The 16,675-nt window shown below is 73.9% G+C and carries 17 protein-coding genes; 8 read left to right on the plus strand and 9 right to left on the minus strand.

Features of this window, described 5'->3' with window-relative positions; genetic code table 11:
- Window positions 1-35: 35 nt before the first annotated feature.
- Window positions 36-2,099, minus strand: a complete 2,064-nt coding sequence (locus Q0858_RS14300; RefSeq protein ID WP_299055745.1) for a DNA topoisomerase IV subunit B — start codon at window positions 2,097-2,099, stop codon at window positions 36-38.
- Window positions 2,100-2,343: 244 nt separating this feature from the next.
- Between Q0858_RS14300 and Q0858_RS14305 the strand changes: the two genes are divergently transcribed.
- Entirely contained in the window at window positions 2,344-2,568 is a 225-nt protein-coding gene (locus Q0858_RS14305) for a hypothetical protein (RefSeq protein WP_299055621.1), read from the plus strand.
- A gap of 85 nt (window positions 2,569-2,653) precedes the next feature.
- On the plus strand, window positions 2,654-3,130 hold the full coding sequence (locus Q0858_RS14310) for a DUF456 domain-containing protein (RefSeq protein WP_299055622.1): 477 nt from the start codon (window positions 2,654-2,656) through the stop codon (window positions 3,128-3,130).
- Between the two features lie 6 nt (window positions 3,131-3,136).
- Here Q0858_RS14310 and Q0858_RS14315 read toward each other — a convergent pair whose 3' ends face one another.
- From Q0858_RS14315 to egtA, 6 genes are all read right to left on the minus strand, one after another.
- Window positions 3,137-3,472: a metalloregulator ArsR/SmtB family transcription factor gene (locus tag Q0858_RS14315; protein WP_299055624.1), complete on the minus strand. Its 336-nt coding sequence runs from the start codon at window positions 3,470-3,472 to the stop codon at window positions 3,137-3,139.
- Between the two features lie 85 nt (window positions 3,473-3,557).
- The gene (locus Q0858_RS14320; RefSeq protein ID WP_299055626.1) at window positions 3,558-4,025 is read right to left on the minus strand and encodes an ATPase; all 468 of its coding nucleotides are present in this window, start codon (window positions 4,023-4,025) and stop codon (window positions 3,558-3,560) included.
- A 51-nt stretch (window positions 4,026-4,076) separates the two neighbouring features.
- Window positions 4,077-5,048, minus strand: a complete 972-nt coding sequence (gene egtD / locus Q0858_RS14325) for an L-histidine N(alpha)-methyltransferase (protein WP_299055628.1) — start codon at window positions 5,046-5,048, stop codon at window positions 4,077-4,079.
- A complete protein-coding gene (egtC, locus tag Q0858_RS14330; protein ID WP_299055630.1) occupies window positions 5,045-5,770 on the minus strand; it encodes an ergothioneine biosynthesis protein EgtC in 726 nt (241 codons plus the stop codon). The genes egtD and egtC overlap by 4 nt, the downstream gene beginning before the upstream one ends.
- 10 nt (window positions 5,771-5,780) lie before the next feature.
- Window positions 5,781-7,097 (minus strand): ergothioneine biosynthesis protein EgtB, encoded by a 1,317-nt coding sequence (gene egtB, locus Q0858_RS14335; RefSeq protein WP_299055633.1) that lies wholly within the window; start codon window positions 7,095-7,097, stop codon window positions 5,781-5,783.
- Complete coding sequence (gene egtA / locus Q0858_RS14340) at window positions 7,090-8,307, minus strand: ergothioneine biosynthesis glutamate--cysteine ligase EgtA (protein WP_299055636.1); 1,218 nt, start codon at window positions 8,305-8,307, stop codon at window positions 7,090-7,092. Before egtA ends, egtB begins: the two co-directional genes overlap by 8 nt.
- Before the next feature lie 387 nt (window positions 8,308-8,694).
- On the opposite strand from egtA, the gene Q0858_RS14345 reads away from it, so the two are divergent.
- The 5 genes from Q0858_RS14345 (at window position 8,695) to Q0858_RS14365 (ending at window position 13,471) form a co-directional block, all read left to right on the plus strand.
- Entirely contained in the window at window positions 8,695-9,408 is a 714-nt protein-coding gene (locus tag Q0858_RS14345; protein WP_299055639.1) for a FlgD immunoglobulin-like domain containing protein, read from the plus strand.
- Window positions 9,409-9,539: 131 nt separating this feature from the next.
- The gene (locus Q0858_RS14350; protein WP_299055642.1) at window positions 9,540-10,538 is read left to right on the plus strand and encodes a FlgD immunoglobulin-like domain containing protein; all 999 of its coding nucleotides are present in this window, start codon (window positions 9,540-9,542) and stop codon (window positions 10,536-10,538) included.
- Between the two features lie 56 nt (window positions 10,539-10,594).
- Entirely contained in the window at window positions 10,595-10,843 is a 249-nt protein-coding gene (locus tag Q0858_RS14355; RefSeq protein ID WP_299055645.1) for a hypothetical protein, read from the plus strand.
- Window positions 10,844-11,197: 354 nt separating this feature from the next.
- Window positions 11,198-12,736, plus strand: coding sequence for a hypothetical protein (locus Q0858_RS14360; protein ID WP_299055647.1), 1,539 nt, complete (start codon window positions 11,198-11,200; stop codon window positions 12,734-12,736).
- A gap of 126 nt (window positions 12,737-12,862) precedes the next feature.
- On the plus strand, window positions 12,863-13,471 hold the full coding sequence (locus Q0858_RS14365) for a hypothetical protein (RefSeq protein WP_299055649.1): 609 nt from the start codon (window positions 12,863-12,865) through the stop codon (window positions 13,469-13,471).
- 54 nt (window positions 13,472-13,525) lie between these two features.
- Here Q0858_RS14365 and Q0858_RS14370 read toward each other — a convergent pair whose 3' ends face one another.
- Window positions 13,526-14,764, minus strand: a complete 1,239-nt coding sequence (locus Q0858_RS14370) for an RNA polymerase sigma factor (RefSeq protein ID WP_299055747.1) — start codon at window positions 14,762-14,764, stop codon at window positions 13,526-13,528.
- 387 nt (window positions 14,765-15,151) lie between these two features.
- On the minus strand, window positions 15,152-15,712 hold the full coding sequence (locus tag Q0858_RS14375) for an HhH-GPD-type base excision DNA repair protein (protein WP_299055652.1): 561 nt from the start codon (window positions 15,710-15,712) through the stop codon (window positions 15,152-15,154).
- A 30-nt stretch (window positions 15,713-15,742) separates the two neighbouring features.
- On the opposite strand from Q0858_RS14375, the gene Q0858_RS14380 reads away from it, so the two are divergent.
- Window positions 15,743-16,582: a GNAT family N-acetyltransferase gene (locus Q0858_RS14380; RefSeq protein ID WP_299055654.1), complete on the plus strand. Its 840-nt coding sequence runs from the start codon at window positions 15,743-15,745 to the stop codon at window positions 16,580-16,582.
- Window positions 16,583-16,675 lie beyond the last annotated feature (93 nt).

The following is a 16,675-nucleotide window of genomic DNA, read 5'->3' on the forward strand; positions in this document are numbered from 1 at the left end:
GTCGTCTGGGCTGAGCGAGCCCCGTCCGGGGTGCCTCAGAAGTCCAGCTCGTCCTCGGTGAGCTGGCCGCCGGAGGTGGTGATGAACTCCTTGCGGGGCGCGACGTCGGACCCCATCAGCAGCGAGAACCACTTGGTGGCGTCCTCGGCGTCGTCCGCGGTGATGCGGCGCAGGGTGCGGCGGCGCGGGTCCATGGTGGTCTCCGCCAGCTGGTCGGCGTCCATCTCGCCGAGGCCCTTGTAGCGCTGCACCGGGTCCTTCCAGCGCAGGTTGCGGCGCTGGAGGTCCGCGAGCTTCCGCTGCAGCTCGCCGTCGGAGTAGGTGTAGACGACCTTCTCCATCCCCTTGCGGGGGTTCGTGAGCTCGATGCGGTGCAGGGGCGGGACGGCGGTGAAGACCCGGCCGGACCGGATCAGCTCCGGCATCTGCGAGAAGAACAGGGTCGCCAGCAGGCAGCGGATGTGGGCGCCGTCGGAGTCGGCGTCCGCCATGAAGATGATGCGGCCGTAGCGGCACGCATCGAGGTCGAAGGTGCGGCCCGAGCCCGCGCCGACCACCTGGATGATCGAGGCGCACTCGGCGTTCTTCAGCACGTCCGCGATCGTCGCCTTCTGGACGTTCAGGATCTTGCCGCGGATCGGGAGCAGCGCCTGGAACTCGGAGTCGCGCGCCAGCTTGGCCGTGCCGAGCGCGGAGTCGCCCTCCACGATGAACAGCTCGCTGCGCTCGGCGTCGGTGGCCCGGCAGTCGGCCAGCTTGGCGGGCAGCGCCGAGGACTCCAGCGCGTTCTTGCGGCGCTGGGTCTCCCGGTGGGTCCGGGCGGCGATCCGGGTGCGCGAGGCGTTCGCGACCTTCTCGAGCACCGTCTTCGCGACGGCCTTGTCACCGCGCTTCGTCGAGGTCAGGAACGCCTTCAGCTCCTCGGCGACGACGGAGCGCACGATCTTGCGGGCGTCGGGGGTGCCGAGCACCTCCTTGGTCTGCCCTTCGAACTGCGGCTCGGCGAGACGCACCGTCACGACGGCGGTCATGCCCTCCAGGACGTCGTCCTTGACCACGTCGGGCTCCGCCGTCTTCAGCGTCTTCGAGGTCCGCAGCGCCTCGTTGACCGTCTTGGTCAGCGCCTGCTCGAAGCCGCTGACGTGGGTGCCGCCCTTCGGGGTGGCGATCACGTTGACGAACGAGCGCAGCTCGGTGTCGTAGCCGGTCCCCCACCGCAGCGCGACGTCGACCATCAGGTCGCGCTCCACCTCGGTGGAGGTCATGTGGCCCTTCGCGTCGAGGAGCGGCACGGTCTCGGTGAAGCGGTCCTCGCCGGTGAGGCGCAGGACCTCCGTCACGGGCTCGTCGGGGGCGAGGAAGTCGCAGAACTCCGAGATGCCGCCGTCGTGGCGGAAGCTCTCGGTGCGGGGCTCGTCGCCCCGCAGGTCGGTGACCAGGATCTCCAGGCCGGGCACGATGAACGACGTCTGGCGCGCCCGGGTGACCAGCTCGTCGTAGGTGAACGCCGCGTCCTTGGTGAACACCTGGCGGTCCGGCCAGAACCGGATCCGCGTGCCGGTGACGCCCTTCTTCGTGCGGGCCCCCTTGCGGGTCAGCCCCGAGACCGCGGTGAACGCCGCGGTGGGCTCGTCGCCGTCGTACGTGCCGGGCACGCCGCGGCGGAAGGACATGCCGCGCACCGCCGGCGAGCGCTCGACGTCGACGTCGAGCCGCGAGGACAGGGCGTTGACCACGGAGGCGCCGACGCCGTGCAGGCCGCCCGAGGCGTTGTACGAGCCCCCGCCGAACTTCCCGCCGGCGTGGAGCTTGGTGAAGATCACCTCGACGCCCGGGAGGCCGGTGCGGGGCTCGATGTCGACGGGGATGCCGCGCCCGTTGTCGTGGACCTCCGCCGAGCCGTCCGTGTGGAGCGTCACCTCGATGCGGTCGGCGACGCCCTGCAGGGCCTCGTCGACACCGTTGTCGATGATCTCCCACAGGCAGTGCATCAGGCCCCGGGTGTCGGTGGACCCGATGTACATGCCGGGGCGCTTGCGCACGGCCTCCAGTCCCTCGAGGACGAGGAGGTGCGCGGCGTTGTAGGTGTTGTCGGAGATGGTGCGCTCCTGGTTCGGCCTGGGTCGGGGGTCGTCGCCGGGCCGGGCGACACGCCGAATCTACTCAAGGCCGCCGACGTCGCCGCCCCGCCACGCCCCGCCGGGCCCCGCCGGACCGGGCGCGTGGCGCCGTCGGGTCGCCGTGACGAAGTCGTCACGGTGTGAACGGCGGAAAGCCGGGGAACATTTAGCGTCGACGGGTACTTTAGGTATCCGACAGTCCACACAGGAAGAGAGGCCGATCGTGACCACTGCCGTTGCCCCCGGCTCCGCCTTGACGGCAAGCGACCGCTGCGACCGCTGCGGCGCCCAGGCCTACCTCCGTGTCGAGCTGCAGAGTGGCGGCGAGCTGCTGTTCTGCGCCCACCACGCTCGCGAGCACGGCGACAAGCTCCGTGAGGTCGCCGCGGCCGTCACGGACGAGACCCACAAGCTGGAGCCCACCGCCGCCGGAGAGTCGAACGGCTGAGCCCCGCCCCGATCTGCACGACGGCCCCGGACCTCCTGGTCCGGGGCCGTCGTCGTCCCCGAGGAACCCCTGAGAGGCTCGTGCCATGTCGTTGCTCGAGGTCCTCGTCGCGGTCGCCGTCCTGGTCGGCATCGTCGGCACCGTGGTCCCGGTGCTGCCGGGTGCCCTGCTCGTCGCCGGGGCCGTCGCCGTGTGGGCGTTCAGCGTCTCCGAGCCCGTCGGCTGGGCCGTCCTCGTGACGGCGCTGGCGATCCTCGGCCTCGGGACGGTGCTGCAGTACCTGCTGCCGGGACGGCGGCTCCAGGCCGCGGGGGTCCCCAACCGGACCCTGTGGATCGCCGCGCTGGCCGGCGTCGTCGGCTTCTTCGTCATCCCGGTCGTCGGCATCTTCGTCGGCTTCGTCGCCGGGGTCTACGGCGCCGAGCACCAGCGCCTCGGACGTCGGGACGCCTGGCCGTCGACGGTGCACGCCCTGAAGGCGGTGGGGCTGAGCATCCTCATCGAGCTCACGGCGTGCCTCCTCGCCGCCACCGTGTGGGTCGCCGGCGTCGTCGCCACCTGAGCGTGCTCAGCCGTCGCGGTGCCCGGCCTCCGACGGAGCCTCGGCGGCCCGCTTGAGGGCGGCGAGGCTGCGGTCCCACGCGGTCCCGGCCTCCTCCAGGCGCCGACCCAGGGCGGCGAGCTCGGCGCCCAGCACGGTGTAGAGGACCTGGCGCCCGTCGCGTCGCGAGGTGACGAGACCGACGTCGCGCAGCACCTCCAGGTGCTGGGTGACGCCCTGCCGGCTGATCGGCAGCCGGTCCGCCAGGCCCGACGCCGACGCGGGCGCGACGCCGAGCAGCTCCAGGATGCGCCAGCGGGTCTCGTCCCCGAGGGCCGCGCAGACCCGGGCGGCCCCGGTCACGCCGACGCGGGCGCGACGCCGAGCAGCTCCAGGATGCGCCAGCGGGTCTCGTCCCCGAGGGCCGCGCAGACCCGGGCGGCCCCGGTCACGCCGACGCCAGACGGCGGCGGGCGGCGTCCAGGACCTCGCGCCAGCCCGTGACGTTCTCCTCGCGGTGGCCCAGCCAGCGGCGACGGTCGCCGTCACCGCGGGTGAAGCCGCTCTCCACGACGCGCAGGGTGACGCCGCCGGGGCGCTCGTCGACAAAGAGCTCGACCAGGGTGTCGGGCCCCTCCTCGGTCTCGCCGGCGCCGCCGCCGAGCCAGCGGAACGCCACGTACGACGGCGGGCGTGCCTCGACGCGGGCGATCCGGAACGACCCGTACGTCGGGTGCGTGACCCGGTGGACGCCGTCCCCCTCGTCGACGACCTCGTTCGGGACGAGGTCGCCCTCGGTGATCCACCAGCCCGGCACCGAGACCAGGGCCCAGACCCGGTCCGGGCTCGCGTCCACGTCGATGCTGCGCTCGATGCGGTCCAGGGCGTCCAGGTCGTCGTCTGAGGTGAAAGTCATGACTTGCACGTTAGCGTCCGCGCCGGCCAGGAGCAAGCACTCGGTTGCTCCTCAGGTCGGGACCGCCAGGCTGAGCGCGAAGTCGCCGTCCGGGTCGGTCCACCACTCGGTGACCCGCAGCCCCGCGTCGGCGAGCTCGGCCACGACCCGCTCGCGACGGAACTTGGTGGACACCTCGGTCCGCACCGCCTCCCCCGCCGCGAAGGAGACCTCGAGGTCCAGCGCCCCCAGTCGCACGACCTGGTCGCGCTGCGAGACCAGGGCGAGCTCGACCCACTCGTCGGTCGGCGACCAGAGCGCGCGGTGGCGGAACCCGGCCGGGTCGAAGTCGGCGTCCAGCTCCCGGTTGAGCACACCGAGCACGTTGAGGCCGAAGGCCGCCGTGACCCCGGCCGCGTCGTCGTACGCCGCCTCGAGGCGGCCGACGTCCTTCACCAGGTCCGTGCCCAGCAGCAGGGAGTCGTCCGGCCCCATCGTGGCGCGGACGTCGGCGAGGAACCGGGCACGGTGCGGGGGCTCGAGGTTGCCGATGGTCGAGCCGAGGAACGCCACGAGGCGGGCCGGGTGGCGCGGCAGCAGCCGCAGGTGCTGCTCGAAGTCCCCGACGACCGGGGCGACCTCGACGCCGGGGTGCTCGGCGGAGACGGCCTCCGCGGCGTCCGCGAGCACGGCCGGGTCGACGTCGAACGGGACGAAGCGCTCGAGGGTGCCGGCCCGGGCGAGGGCGTCGAGCAGCAGCCGGGTCTTCTCCGACGTGCCGCTGCCGAGCTCGACGAGCGTGCGGGCGCCGGACGCGGCGGCGATCGCGTCGGCCTGCTCGAGCAGGATCGAGCGCTCCGCCCGTGTCGGGTAGTACTCGGGCAGCCGGGTGATCTCGTCGAACAGCTCGCTGCCGCGGGCGTCGTACAGGTACTTCGGCAGCAGCCACTTCGGCGACGCGGTCAGGCCCCGGCGCACGTCGTCGGCCATCTGGCCGGCCAACGACGCCGGGTCGAGGTGGACGACGGGCTCCACGGCGCTCACGAGGCCGCCCGGTGGCGTGCCCCGAGGGGCGTGACCTGGACGCCGTCGCGGGTGGCGACGACGAGGTGGCGGTCGGCGACGTCGACCCAGCGCAGGTCGTCGTCGTAGGGCTCGCTCGCCACGACGACCCCCGCCTCGGTGTGCAGGTAGGACAGCGGGTCGCCCCAGGTCACGGCGAGGACCCGGGTGCCGTCGCCCAGCAGGAGGCTCAGCCGCGCGGTGGGATCGGCCGCGGCCACCTCGGTCACGGTCGTGCCGAGGTCGTCGACCCCGCGGTCCAGCAGGTGGGCGGCGAGGACGGCGGAGTCGCAGGTCGACTCGGCGGCCACCGCGGCGGCCGCGGGCAGGACGGACCGGTCCACGCGGCCGTTGTGCGAGACCAGCCAGGTGCCGTCCGTGAACGGTGCGGCGGCGGTCTCGTCGGCGGGCATGCCCGGCGTCGCCGAGCGCACCGCGGCCAGGACCGACCCGGCCCACAGGACGGGCGCGACCGAGTGGAAGGACGCGTCGCCCCACAGCGGTCGGGAGGAGCGCCAGCGCACGGGCGGGGCGCCCGGCGGCGCCTCGGGGTGGTGCAGGCCCACCCCCCACCCGTCGGCGTTCATGAGCCCGTGCGACTGCCGCCGCGGGGCGTAGGACTGCGTCAGCAGCCCGTGCGGCGGTTCGAGCACGAGCGAGGCGACGGTGCGCGGCTCCCCGAGCCACGCGAGATGACGGCACATCGGGGCCTCCTCAGGCGTCCCACGCGAGGCGCAGGCCGCAGAAGACCTGACGCCGGACCGGGTGGTCCCAGTTCCGGAACGAGGGCCGCAGCGACGGCGCACCGACAGCCCACGACCCGCCGCGCATGACCCGGTAGTCGCCGCCGAAGAACGGCGCCGAGTAGTCGGCGTACAGCATCGGCGTGAAGCCCGGCCACGGCTCGAAGCCGGACGACGTCCACTCCCAGACGTCGCCGATCATCTGCTCCGCCCCGTACGCCGACGCGCCCGCCGGGTACGCGCCGGCCGGCGCGGGCCGGAGGGCGTCGCCGCCGAGGTTCGCCAGCGAGGCGCTCGGATCGGCCGACCCCCAGGGCCAGCGGCGGCGTCCGCCGCGGCCCTCGTCAAGGGCCGGGTCCCACACGCAGGCCTTCTCCCACTCGACCTCGGTGGGCAGCCGCGCGCCGGCCCAGGCGGCGTACGCCTCGGCCTCGAAGAAGCAGACGTGCTGGACGGGCTCGTCGTCCGGGACCTCCTCGACGATCCCGAACCGGCGCCGTGAGCCGTCGGCGTCCCAGAACAGCGGGCGCTCGAGGCCGGCGGCGACACGGTGCTCCCAGCCGCGCGACGACCACCAGCGCGGCTCGTCGTACCCGCCGGCGTCGACGAAGCGCCGCCACGCCGCGTTGGTGACGGGGACGCGGCCGATCCGGAAGGCGGGGACGTCGACGACGTGGGCCGGCCGCTCGTTGTCGAGGGACCACGGCTCGTCGGTGCCGTCGACGCCCAGGACGAACTCCCCCGCTCCGACGAGCACGGAGTCGTCGTCGGGCAGCGCACGCCCGGCGGGCAGCGGGGCGCCGTGGCCCAGCAGCGGCTCGCCGCGGCGCAGCTGGTGGGTGGCGGTCATCGTCTCGACGTGCTGCTGCTCGTGCTGGGCGACCATCGAGAAGGCGAAGAGCTCCGAACCGTCGGTGGTGGGGGTCGCGTCGAGCCCGTCGAGGACCCGGCCGCGGACGTCGGCCAGGTAGCCGCGGGCCTCGTCGGCACCGAGCAGCGGCAGGTGCACCCGGGTGGCGCGGGGGTGCTCGAAGGCGTCGTAGAGCCGCTCGACGTCGGCGGACAGGCGTCCCTGGGCCAGCGGGTTCCCCCCGCGCAGCAGCCAGAGGTCCTCCTGCTGGCCGATGTGGGCGAGGTCCCAGACCAGCGGGCTCATCAGCGGGCTGTGCTGGGCCGTGAGCTCGGCGACGTCGAGGTCGGTCAGCCGCTCGGTGCGACGGCGGGCGTCGGCGAGGCCGCGTGCGGCCTCCTCGTGCAGGGCGGTGCGCTCCGTCGTGCGGTCAGCCACGTGCCTCCTCCTCCAGGAGCCGGAGCGGGCCCGCGGGCCCCTCGGCTCGTCGTCGTACGTCGTCCGCGATCGTGCGGCCGTCGGCGGTCAGCTCCGCGAGTGCCGCCAGCTCGTCGGCCAGGGCGGCCGGGCCGTGGGTGGCGCCCAGCGCCGTGCAGACGCGGGCGGCGCGTCCCACCTCGGGGTCGGCGAGCCCGTCACGGGCCGCGCCCACCCAGGCGTCGGCCACCGGCTCGCAGGCCTCGGCCGCGCGGGCGGCGGCCCCGGGGTGGTCCATCAGGGTGGCGGCCAGGGCCGCGAGCGCCGGCCACCAGGCGTCGGGGGCGGCGTCGAGGCAGCGCATCTCGACGTACCCCCGGGGCCTCACGGGCGGGAACAGCGTCGTCAGGTGGTAGTCGAGGTCGGCGCGGGTGGGTGGACGGACGAACGGTCCCTGGGTCACGAGCCCCCGCAGCCAGGCCGCGAACGGCACCCGGTCGGTGACCGGACGGACACCGGCCGTCACGGCGGCGGCGTCGCGCACGAGCATCACCGGCGCGCCGATCGCGTAGAACGCCCAGGCCGCCCGGGGCTCGCCGGCGCTCACCGGGGCGCAGCGCCCCTGGTCGATGCCCTGCCAGGTGCCCTGGCGCATCGAGTGCCAGCCCGAGGTCCGGCCCGCGAGGTACGGCGAGGTCGACGACAGGGCCACCAGGACGGGCACCAGGCTGCGCGCGAGGGCGAGCCGGTCGTCCCAGCCGGACGGCGGTCCGGCGTCCAGGTTGACCTGCAGCGCGGCCGTCGCGGCCATCATCGAGCGGCCCGCTCCCGCGCAGCCGAGCGCGTCGAAGTGGGCCTCCATCGCGTCGTACCGGCCGCTGGGGTTGACCCGGGCGACGGGGCGGGCGGGGTCGGTGCCGAGCGCGGCGGCGCCGTACCCGGCCTCGGCCAGGGCTCCGCGGAGGGCGCCGACCTCCGCCCCGAGGTCGGCGACCGCGCTCGCGACGTCCGCCCCGGGGGGCGACGACAGCTCGACCTGTCCCCCGGGCTCGAGCGTCACGCTGCTGCCACGGGGCATCGCCGGCAGCGTGGCGACCAGGGCCTGCACCTCCTCCCAGGCGGGACGCCGGTGCGGGGCGGCGAGGTCGACGAGGTGCATCTCGAGCTCGAGACCGACCCGCCCCCCGTCGTCGGGCGCCAGGGCCGTGGCCATCACGTGGGCGCGGGCCACCTCGAGCGGGTCCCCGGCCGTGGCCAGCGGCTCGTCGGGCGCGAGGTCGGCGGCGGGTGAGGCGGGCAGGGCGGGATGAACGGTTGCCGGTGCGATCGGGATCGCCCCCTTCAGGTCCGGACCGGTCTGGTGCGACCGCGGGTCTTACTCGGGGGCGGCGTGGTGGCCGTCCTCGTCGTGCACGCTCCACCTTGCCGAAGAACGACGACATTTCAAGGCCCGGGCACGAACTTCCCCCGTCCTAGCACGTCGGCGACACGCGCGCAGACGATCGAGGGAACGCAGAGATTGTCTTGTCCCACGTGGAGGAACTCTTGCGTCCGCGCCGGTGACCCCGGGGGTCTGGTGCTTCCTAACCTGGTGACACCCCCAGCGGAAGGCCCCACCATGAACGCCACCAGCATCGTCGTCCGAGTGCCCGTCGTCGTCCTCGCCCTGCTCGTCGCCCTCGGCGCGGCGCTCAATCTCGGCGCCGGCTCGGCGCAGGCGGCCTCCGACGACCAGCAGTGGGGCTTCGTCGACGTCCCGTCGGCGGTCGAGGCCGGCTGGCAGGGCCCGCTCACCGTGTCGTGGCGCAACTTCTCCGGCGGGGAGCAGACCTACCGGGTGACCCTGGCCGGCCCCGGTGTCGCCGTCACCGACGAGCTCGTCGTCCCGGCCGAGGAGAACTCCTTCCGCCGCGAGGTCGCCGTCCCCGCCCTCGCGCAGGACGGGGCCTACCGCGCCGAGCTGACCCTGGTCGGCTCGGACGAGGTGCTCGCGTACGCCGACATCCGGGTCGGCGCCCCGCGGATCGTCGGTCTACGGGCCGACAGCCGCTCGATCAGCCCCGCCGGGGGCAGCGCGGAGCGCCGCTCGGTCACCACCTTCGGGGTGGACGCCGCCGCCGGCGTCAGCGGCCGGATCGTCGACGCCACGGGCCGGACGATCCTGCGGCGCACCTTCGGCGACCACGTCGCCGGCGAGACGATGCGCTGGGTCTGGACGGGCAAGGACACGCAGGGCCGCGTCGTCGCCGCCGGTCGCTACACGATGCAGCTCGCGGCCCGCACCGGTGACCTCGGCAGCACCCGCACGGTGGCGCTGCGCGTCGTGCGCTGACACGCCCCGTCCACAACACCCGTTCACTCCCTTCCCACCCGGCCCCGGCCCCGCTTTACTTGTCCCGTCATTCCGGGGACGACGAGGGCGGGGTCGTGGTAATGGGTTCTGGGGTCCGCAGGGCGTTCGTGATGGTCACCGGTCTGGTCCTGCTCGCCGGGGGGACGAGTGGTCCCGCGTCGGCCGGGTCAGGGTCCGAGCGCGGCCCCGCCGTGGGGTTCGTGGAGGGTTCGCCCGGCACCGTCGAGGCCGGCTGGACGGGCCCCCTGACGGTCGCCGGCTTCAGCACCACCGAGGACTTCGTCTACCGGCTCGCGGTCAGGGGCCCCGACGACTACGAGGTCACCCGCCGGTTCGTGCTCGGCGAGGGCGAGTCGATGCGCGAGGAGGTCAGGCTCAGGCCGGCCACCGCGACCGGGTCCTACCGCGCCGTCCTGTCCGACCCGAGCGGGCCCGTGGACTCGGTCCGCTTCCGGGTCGCCGCCGCCACCGCCGAGGCCCCGCTGCGGATCGAGTCGGCTCCCCCGGCCGTGTTCCTGCCCCGGGTGCGCGACGGCGTCCGGGACGTCGCGCGCATGCGGTACTCCGTCGCGGTCCCGGCGTCCGTCGTCGGGAGGGTCCTGGACCCCGACGGTCGCGTCGTGCGCCAGGTCGGACTGGGGCGCCCCGCCCCCGGCGAGGTCCACGACTGGACCTGGGACGGCCGGGGTGAGGGTGGCGTCGTCGAGCGCGGCGACTACCGGATGCGGCTCACCGCCACGACCGCCGACGGGACCACCTCGGCCGGCCGCGGTGTCCGGGTGGCGTCGTACCGGGTGCCCGTCGACCGCCGCGTCGAGCGCCCCGGCATGACCACCTCCTCGCGCTCCCCCGGCGCGTGCCGCCTGGCGGCCACCGAGGGCCGCGGCCTGGACGTCGACTGTCGCAGCGCCCGGACGGGTGCGACGCTGCGCTACTGGTTCGCGACCGGCGCCCGCGCCGCCCGGTGGAAGGTCGCCGGGGAGGGGACGTCGTCCCGCAGCGCGGAGCGGCTCGGCCGCGGGACGGCGGTCGTCGTCCGCGTGCCCGCCGGATCGCGCTGGCGGACCGACCAGGTCGTGGCGGCCTGGCGGAGCGACGTCCTGCGCTGACGACCGCCTCGCCCGGGGCCCTGCCGACGATCGAACAGGTGTTCTAACCTGGGCGGGTGCACGGTGGGGTCAGGCGTCAGGAGCTGGCAGAGCCCCGCCCCTGCTGGGTGCACTGGGACCACCGCGGCTCCACCGGGCCCGGCCGGCCGGCGATGCCCGCGATCCTGCTCGAGTGGCGCCGGGTCGACACCACGCAGGGTGAGGTCTGGGAGGGCCTGGTGGCGTTCGCCCGCGGCGGCGGGGAGCACGCCTGGGCACTCGAGATGCGCTGGGTGCGGGCGGCGTACCTGAGACCCGGGCGATGAGCACCAGGACCGGCTGCCTCCGAGGCCGTCCCACCCGTCGTCGAACGGGTGGGACGACCTCCGAGGGGTCCCGGGGGACGGGCGACAAGGCAGAGGCCCCCCGCATGCGTCGTCGCGGTGCCCGAGACCGGCCTCGAGGTCAACGGTAGGTGTCCGGCGCGACGTGGCGCAGGCGAACGCACGAAGAGCGGACGGGTTCCTGCAAGGTCGCCGCAAGTCGGTACGGATGTTCGCCGGGGACGACATGCTGACCCCGCGGTCGCGCCACTCGGGCTCGCCCCACGGGCAGCCCCGGAGGAACCTGTGCCTCGTCGTGCACGTCGTCATGTCCACACCTGCGGAGTCGGCCTCGCCGTGGTCGCCCTGACCCTGGCGGGGCTGGACGCCCCGGCCTCCGCCTCTGCGTCCGGCTACGTCGACGCGGCACCGCGGCCGGACCTCCTCGTCTCCGAGTTCGCCGGTCGCGTCTCGAGCCTGGCGGGTGGCTCGGCCACACCGAGCACCCTGCTCCACCTCGAGTCGACGGCGACGCCCGACACCGCGGCCGCCCCCGACGGCGACCTGTGGGTGGCCGGTGTCGACACGGTCTACCGGGTGCCAGCCGACGGCGGCAGCACGCAGGTCTACCCCGGCTACGTCGGCGCCTACGGTGTCGCCGTCGGCAGCGACGGCACGGTCTACGTCTCCGACGGCGGGGCGAACCAGCTCCTGGTCCAGCCCGAGGCGGGAGGGGACCCCCAGGAGCTCGCCTCCCTGGTCGGGCCGACGATGATCTCGGTCAACGACCAGGGCAACGTCCTCGCCTCCGACTACTTCGGGTCGATCCACGAGATCACCCCCGACGGCGAGGACCGGACCGTCGCCGAGGGTCTGCCGGAGCAGCCCGCCGACGTGGTCGAGGCACCCGACGGCTCCCTGGTGTTCAGCGAGCCCAGCACGGGCACCGTGAAGAGGATCCCCGCCGGCGGCGGTGCCCCCGTCACGCTCGCCGTGCTCCCCGGGCTCGCCTCCGGCCTCGCGGTCGGGGACGACGGGTCGATCTACGTGAACGACCAGCGCGCCGGCACGCTCCTCACGATCCCCGCTCGGGGCGGCCAGGCGACCGTCGTCGTCGAAGGGTTGACGCAGCCCACCGGACTGAGCCTCGACACACGCCCTCCGGCGCAGGAGATCGCCTTCACGTCGACAGCCCCGACCCGGGCGGTCCCGGGTGACGTCTACACCCCCGCCGCGACCGGCGGCGGCTCCGGCAACCCGGTCACGTTCTCGATCCCCCGGTCCTCCACCGACGTATGCTCGTACGACGCCGGCACCGGCGAGGTCACCTTCGACGCCACCGGCACCTGCTCCGTGGCGGCCGACCAGGCCGCCGGCAACGGGTTCCGGAGGGCGGACCGGGTGACGCAGGACGTCGTCGTCCGGGTGCCGCGCCTGTTCGTCACGGCTCGGGTGACGAGCGCCGGGTCGCCGAACGCGGCCGGCTGGTACCGGACGCCCGTCAGGGTGACCTACACGTGCGGCGGCGGAGTCGCGCCCCTGAGCTGTCCCTCCCCGGTCAGGCTCACCCGCACACGACCCGGGACGAGGGTCCTCGGCAGGGTCGTCGACGCGAGCGACACGGTCGCCACCGTCCGCACCCCGGTCCAGGTCGACGACGCCGTCCCCGACCTGAGGATCTCCCTGACGGGCGCCGCGCCGTACGCGCGCGACGCCAAGCCCGTGCGCTGCGTCGCGCAGGACGGGCACTCCGGGATCGCCCGGGCGTGCTCGGTCACCTACGGACGGATCGTGTCCGGCCAGAAGGGCGCGTCGCGCACCTGGACCGCCACCGCCACGGACGTCGCCGGCAACACCGCCGAGCTCTCCGGCGCGTTCCGGGTGAAGGGCTCCTGAGGGCGAGCCGAGGGTTCTCGCCCCCGGCCCAGTCTTGCGTGTCGTTTGCAGCACCGTTGAGCGCAGGCAGAGGCGGCGGCGCCTACGGTCCCCACGACACGAGGACCCACCACCCCGGAGGCCCCAGTGAAGCGCTCCCGTTCCCTCCCCACCGCTGCGACGGGGGGCCTCGTCGCGGCCATCGTGCTCCCCCTCGCTGCCGCCGCGCCCGCCAGCGCGGCGGAGGCCCGCGACAACGACCCCGTCCAGGACGTCACCGTCGTCACGAGATGGGACGGTGGCGGGTTCAGCACCGCGACCGACAAGACCGCAGAGATCCGCTCCTCCACGGTCACCCACGGCGGCCGCGTGGTGGTGAGGATCGCCGTCCGGGAGCTCGAGCCCGACGACCAGGTCCGGGGCAGCACCCTCCTCAGGACACCGGGCGGTGACACCTACCTCTTCCAGTCGGAGAGGAACTCGTTCTACACCGACCGAGTGCTGTACAAGAACGACCGCGCGATCGACTGCGGCGGCCGGGGCCTGCGCTCCACCTTCAACGCCGGCGTGAACCTCATCCGCCTCGAGGTCGCCCGGCGCTGCCTCGGCAACCCGTCCTCGATCCGGTGGGGGGCGTACGTCGAGGCGTACGAGCCCGACGGAGACATCGTCGCCGATGACGCCCGACGTCGCGGTCACACCCCGGAGATCGCTCAGGGCGCCAAGATCCGCTCCGACAGCGTCGCCTACCACTGACAGAGGGGACCGACCCGCCCCACCTGCGGAGACGCAGGTGGAGCGGGGATCGCGTCAGTCCAGGTAGTCGCGCAGGACCTGCGAGCGGCTGGGGTGGCGCAGCTTCGACATGGTCTTCGACTCGATCTGGCGGATCCGCTCGCGCGTCACGCCGTAGACCTTGCCGATCTCGTCGAGGGTCTTCGGCTGGCCGTCGGTCAGGCCGAAGCGCATGCTCACGACGCCCGCCTCGCGCTCGGAGAGCGTGTCGAGGACGGCGTGCAGCTGCTCCTGGAGGAGCGTGAACGACACGGCGTCGGCCGGGACGATGGCCTCGGAGTCCTCGATCAGGTCGCCGAACTCGGAGTCGCCGTCCTCACCCAGCGGGGTGTGGAGCGAGATGGGCTCGCGGCCGTACTTCTGGACCTCGACGACCTTCTCGGGCGTCATGTCGAGCTCCTTGGCGAGCTCCTCCGGGGTCGGCTCGCGGCCCAGGTCCTGGAGCATCTGCCGCTGGACGCGGGCGAGCTTGTTGATGACCTCGACCATGTGCACCGGGATGCGGATGGTGCGGGCCTGGTCGGCCATCGCGCGGGTGATCGCCTGACGGATCCACCAGGTGGCGTACGTCGAGAACTTGTAGCCCTTGGTGTAGTCGAACTTCTCCACCGCGCGGATCAGACCGAGGTTGCCCTCCTGGATCAGGTCCAGGAACAGCATCCCGCGCCCGGTGTAGCGCTTGGCGAGGGAGACGACGAGGCGCAGGTTGGCCTCGAGCAGGTGGTTCTTCGCCCGACGACCGTCCTCGACGATCCACTCGAGCTCCTCGAGCATCTTCGGGCTGATGCGGCCGCCCTTGGCGAGCTTCTCCTCGCTGAAGAGACCGGCCTCGATCCGCTTGGCGAGCTCGACCTCCATCTCGGCGTTGAGGAGGGGCACCTTGCCGATCTGCTTGAGGTAGTCCTTGACCGGGTCGGCGGTCGCGCCGGCGACCATGACCTGCTGCTCGGGCTCGTCGGTGTCGTCCGCCGCGGAGACGACGAACGCCTGCTGCTCGTCCTCCTTGATGGTCGGGTCCGTCTTGACGTCGGCCTCGAACTTCTCGTCCGGGATGTCCGGCAGGACCTTCTTGCCGTCGGCGTCGACGGCGGGCGCGGCCGCTGCGTCGACCGTGACGGGCGCGGCGGCGGCAGCGGCGGCCTTCTTGGCCGGGGCCTTCTTCGCGGGCGCCTTCTTGGCGGCGGCCTTCTTCGCCGGGGCCTTCGCGGTCGCGGTCGCGGAACGCTTGGTGCTGGTCGCGGCGACGGCGCGCAGCGAGGCGTTCAGGCCGATCTCGACGGTGATACCCAGCGCCGAGAGATGGCCGAGCAGCGCCTTGAGGTGGCGGGGCTCGACGGCGGCCTGCTCGCTGGCGACGCGCAGGTCCTCGGGACTGATCACCCCGGAGGCCGAGCCGCGATCGACAAGAGCCGAGAGAGCCGGGTGCCGGAGCACCTCGTCGGGGAGCGGGGAGCGAGCGGTCGAGGACACACATACCTCTCGTGGACGGGGTTTGGCGCGCGGCAAGCCCGGAGGCGTCAAGTGCCGCGATTTCTATTGTGACAGGCCACTGGTCGTCTCCCCAACCTGAGGTGACGCTGAAGCCAACCTGAAACCATCCTGAGACGTACGTACGGTGACCGGGCCCGCCCCCCGGGGCCCTCAGCGCTTCGCGGCCGCCTTCTTCTCCTTCTTGAAGGCACGCACCTTCAGCAGGCTGTCGCCGTCCGTCACGTCGGCGACGGACCGGTAGCCCTCCTGGGCGTAGTCCCCCGCCACCTTCTCCCACCCGTCCGGCCGGACGCCGCACTGCTTGGCGAGCAGGGCCACGAAGATGCGGGCCTTCTGGTCGCCGAAACCGGGCAGCGCCGTCAGGCGCTTCTTCAGGTCGGCGCCGTCTGTGGCCTCCGACCACAGCCGCGAGGCGTCCCCGTCGTACGTCTCGACGACGATCCGGGCGAGCTCCTGGAGCCGGGCGGCCATCGAGCCCGGGAAGCGGTGCACGGCCGGCGGGGTCGCGCACAGCGCCTTGAACTCCTCCGGGTCGGCGTCGGCCACCGCCGCGGGCTCGATGGTGCCGAGCCGGTCGGCGACCTTGGCCGGGCCGGCGAAGGCCGCCTCCATCGGGAACTGCTGGTCCAGCATCATGCCGGCGAGCAGCGCGAACGGGGAGGAGTCGAGGACCTGGTCGGCGGCCTCGTCGCCGGTGATGTGGAGGGCCATGACGCCATCATGCCGCGCCACACTGGAGGCATGAGCGCCGATGTCCTCTCCTGCCGCGGGTGCGGACGACCCCTCACGCTGCCCGTGGTCCGGCTCGCCGCGCTGCCCGCGCGTCACGAGGTCCCGCAGACCGGGGCGCACCTCCCCACGATGGGCCGGGGCACCTGGGCGGTGGACCCCGCCTCGCCCTGGACGCGCGAGGACGGCACCCCGACGAGCACGGTGGGGTGCCTCGTGGTCCACCCTGACGACGGCCTCGGGCTGGAGGCCCACCCGGACGGGCGTCGCAGCGGCGGCTGCTGCGGCCACGACGGCCTCGACGGGCCCAACCGCCGGTGCCCCGGGTGCGACGCGGACGTCGCGACGCTCACCGACGACTGCTACACCTACGTCGAGCTGCGGTTCGAGCCCGAGGCGGTCGAGCCGGTGCCCGGGGAGCAGACGGCGGACGAGCCGTACGCGCTGGTGTGGGGACCGCCGACCCTCGACGAGTACGTCGGGCTGCGGGCGCGCTCGGGGCTGACACCCGTCACCGGGGAGCAGGGTGTCGGCGCGCTGGCGCACAGCTGGGCGTTCTGCCACGTGCGGGACACCGTCACGGGTGAGGCCGTCGCCATGGGCCGGGTGCTGGGTGATGGCGGCTGGTACTTCCACGTGGCCGACATGGCGACCCTGCCCGAGCACCAGGGCCGCGGGCTGGGACGGCGCGTCCTCACCCGGCTGCTCGCGCGGATCGAGGAGACGGCCCCGCCCGGGGCCTACGTCACCCTCAACGCGGACGCGCCAGGGCGACGGCTGTACGAGTCCGCAGGGTTCGTCGAGACCGCCCCGCGCACGGTCGCGATGGCCCTCCGGCGTCCCACGTCCTGACCTCGGCGGGTGCGCGCCATCCACCACCTCGACCTCTGGGTGGCGGACGACGGCACCTCTCTGTTCCTCGAACGCTCCCCCGACACCGCCGCG

The organism is uncultured Nocardioides sp., assembly GCF_947489365.1.
Classification (GTDB): Bacteria; Actinomycetota; Actinomycetes; order Propionibacteriales; family Nocardioidaceae; genus Nocardioides.